4 protein-coding genes and 1 pseudogene are annotated in these 3,039 nt (G+C 57.5%); 1 reads left to right on the plus strand and 4 read right to left on the minus strand.

From position 1 onward, the window contains the following. The 4 genes and pseudogenes from AB4Z11_RS27935 to AB4Z11_RS27950 all read right to left on the minus strand — a co-directional run. Positions 1 to 268, minus strand: a pseudogene (locus tag AB4Z11_RS27935) (3-oxoacyl-ACP synthase); the annotation flags it as partial. Continuing rightward, on the minus strand, positions 222 to 1,331 hold the full coding sequence (gene plsX, locus AB4Z11_RS27940) for a phosphate acyltransferase PlsX (RefSeq protein ID WP_442029097.1): 1,110 nt from the start codon (positions 1,329 to 1,331) through the stop codon (positions 222 to 224). The pseudogene AB4Z11_RS27935 and the gene plsX, both read right to left, overlap by 47 nt. Positions 1,332 to 1,422: 91 nt before the next feature. Beyond that, positions 1,423 to 1,605 (minus strand): 50S ribosomal protein L32, encoded by a 183-nt coding sequence (gene rpmF, locus AB4Z11_RS27945; protein ID WP_028104096.1) that lies wholly within the window; start codon positions 1,603 to 1,605, stop codon positions 1,423 to 1,425. Positions 1,606 to 1,787: 182 nt separating this feature from the next. After that, entirely contained in the window at positions 1,788 to 2,288 is a 501-nt protein-coding gene (locus AB4Z11_RS27950; protein ID WP_442029098.1) for a YceD family protein, read from the minus strand. A gap of 117 nt (positions 2,289 to 2,405) precedes the next feature. Here AB4Z11_RS27950 and AB4Z11_RS27955 point away from each other — a divergent pair, with 117 nt between their 5' ends. Next, a complete protein-coding gene (locus AB4Z11_RS27955; RefSeq protein ID WP_442029099.1) occupies positions 2,406 to 3,005 on the plus strand; it encodes a Maf-like protein in 600 nt (199 codons plus the stop codon). The last annotated feature ends 34 nt before the right edge of the window (positions 3,006 to 3,039 follow it).

Genomic DNA, 3,039 nt, shown 5'->3' on the forward strand with positions numbered 1-3,039 from the left:
GCGTGGAGCTGGCAACGATGATGAGATCGATGTCATCAGGCTGCAGTCCAGCCATCTCCAGTGCTTTTTTCGAGGCCAGCACGCCGAGGTCGGACGAAGCCTGTTCCGGCTCCGCATAGTGGCGCGCGGAGATGCCGCTACGCGACACGATCCACTCGTCCGAGGTCTCGATGCCTTTAGCCGCCAGCTGGGCGGCCAGTTCATTGTTCGTTACGCGCTTCTCAGGCAGGTAGCTGCCCGTGCCGATGATTTTGCTGTACAGGGTCATGCGTGTCTCTTCCGCCGTTTGACGGCTCAATTAGGTTTTCCTGTGGCATAAGTTCGGCAATCATTGCCGACAAATGCTCTTGTACGTCATTTTTTGCAGCATCATACGCCCTGCGGATGGCCCACTCATAGCCTTCCGCATCCGCCCCGCCGTGCGACTTCAACACAAGGCCACGCAAACCAAGGAGGCTGGCGCCGTTATAGCGCGACGGATTCAGGCGTTTGCCAATCATGTTCAACGCACTCTTGGCAATCAGCGCACCCAGCATGGTCAGCGGGTTGCGGCGGAATTCGGTGTTCAGCACATCTTTCACGAAACGCGCCAGGCCTTCCACTGCCTTCAGCGTAACGTTGCCGACGAAACCGTCGCAGACGACGATGTCGGTGGTGCCTTTGAAAATATCGTTGCCTTCCACATTGCCGTGGAAGTTCAGGGCGCCGCGGTCGTGGTCAGCCTGCAGCAGCTTGGCCGTCGCCTTCACGACTTCGTTACCCTTGATGTCTTCGGTGCCGACGTTCAGCAGGCCGATGGTCGGGCGTTCGATGCCCTCCACCGCTTGCACCAGCACATAACCCATGATGGCGAACTGGTGCAGGTGGTGCGGTTCGCAATCCACGTTGGCGCCCAGGTCCAGGGTGTAGGTTGGCTTGCCTTGCTGATTCGGCAGAATGGAGCAGATGGCCGGGCGGTCCACGCCAGGCATGGTCTTCAGGACGTAACGCGACACCGCCATCAGCGCGGCAGTATTACCGGCGGACACGCAGGCGTGGGCCTTGCCGTCCTTGACTTGTTCGATCGCCACGCGCATCGACGAATCCTTCTTGCGGCGCAAAGCGACCTCAAGCGGGTCATCCATGGTGACCTGTTCGGATGCGTGAAGGATGGAGATACGCGGCTGCGATTCGGCGTGGTGCTTCTTCAGTTCAGCGCGAACGACGTCTTCCAGGCCGACAAGGATCAGCTCTGCGTCAGGTTCATGCTTGAGAAAGGAGAGTGCTGCGGGGATGGTGACCGACGGGCCATGATCGCCACCCATGCAGTCGATAGAAATTTTGATTGTCATTGCTGGATTGCTTAAAACCTAAAGAAAAAGCGGCGCGACGACAGAAAACCTGCGCAGCACCGCTTTGTCTAGGCCGAAGCAAAAACGTCGATTACTCGTCGTTTTTGGTCTTCAGAACCTTGCGACCACGATAGAAGCCGTTCGGGCTGATATGGTGACGCAGGTGGGTTTCACCGGTGGTTGGCTCAACGGCCAGGTTCGGTGCAACCAGGAAATCGTGCGAACGGTGCATGCCGCGCTTCGATGGGGACTTCTTGTTCTGTTGAACTGCCATGATGACTCCTAATACTAAAGTTCTAAGATTTTAACACATCCGATGCGCAAAAACATGCGTATCGAGTATCCAAGCGGCAAATCGGCCGCCACGTACTGCTACTCCCATGCCAATACTCGATGACTACACGCGTTTTGACACGTTCTTTACATGGCGGGTCAATGACCCGCCCTACAAAATACTTATTGATCCGCTTTCAAACCCTTGAGGGTGGCGAAGGGCGACTCCTTCGCGCTTTTCGCTTTGTCGAGCAGCGAAGTGTCAGGACAGACTTCGTGCTTCGGCGCTTGCGGCAAGGCCAGCAGGGCCTCGTCTTCAATCAGATCCATCAGGTTCATCGAACGGGTGCCGACGATAACGTCGATGCTTTCGTCGTCGATGATTGCCTCGATTTCGTCGGCTTCCTCATCATCTTTACCCAGCATCAGCAGGGTGGAGGAATCCATTTCGTATTCAAACGGGGTCATGCAGCGCTGACACACCAGTCGCACTTTGCCGGCAACGGTCAGGCGCAGCTGCGGGTAACCCTGTTTGCTTGTGCCGCCTTCAGCTTTCCAGGAAATCTCACCGGAAGTGTCAGCACAATCCTTGCTCAATCGGGTCATTTCAGCCACAGGCGTTACGCCTTCGCGGGTGCTGTTGGTCCGACAGAATTCAAAAGCGTCGATCTCAAAAGCGTTCATTGGCTAAATTTTCCCTCGAAAACCTGCGATAATAACAGGATTTTCCCCGCCACGTCAAAGACTTGCGCGATTTTTCGCGGCATTTGGACGGCGCAGAGAGCATATAACATTTCCCTGATGAAAACAACTCAACTCATCCTCGCTTCCAGCTCGGCTTACCGCCGTGAGCTCTTGTCGCGGCTACAACTGCCGTTCGAAGTGGATGTGCCGGATATCGACGAATCTCCCCTGCCCGGCGAGACCCCATCCGCCACCGCCCTGCGCCTGGCGCGCGAGAAGGCAGCCGCAGTAGCAGCGCGCCATCCGGACGCCCTCGTCATCGGCTCCGATCAGGTCGCGACACTGGATGATGAACAGATCGGCAAGCCCGGTAATCACGCCGCCGCCCTGGCCCAATTGCAGAAAATGCGTGGCCGCGAAGTCATCTTCCATACCGCGCTGTGCCTGTGGGATGGACGCAACAACACACACCAGCTACAAGACATCCGGACCGTGGTGAAGTTCCGCGACCTGCCGGATGAGGAGCTGGATGCCTATCTTCGCATCGAACAGCCTTACGACTGCGCCGGCAGCGCCAAGAACGAGGCGCTCGGCATCGCGATCCTGGAACGCATCGACTCGAACGACCCGACCGCCCTCACCGGCCTGCCCCTGATCGCCCTGACCGGCATGCTGCGCGCCGCTGGCGTGCGCTTTTTCCAACCCAAGCAAACCTAGTGGCTGCCACATCGTGGCAGCCACTTTGTTTCGG

The sequence above is a fragment of the Pseudoduganella sp. RAF53_2 genome, assembly GCF_052113985.1.
Classification (GTDB): Bacteria; Pseudomonadota; Gammaproteobacteria; order Burkholderiales; family Burkholderiaceae_D; genus Rugamonas.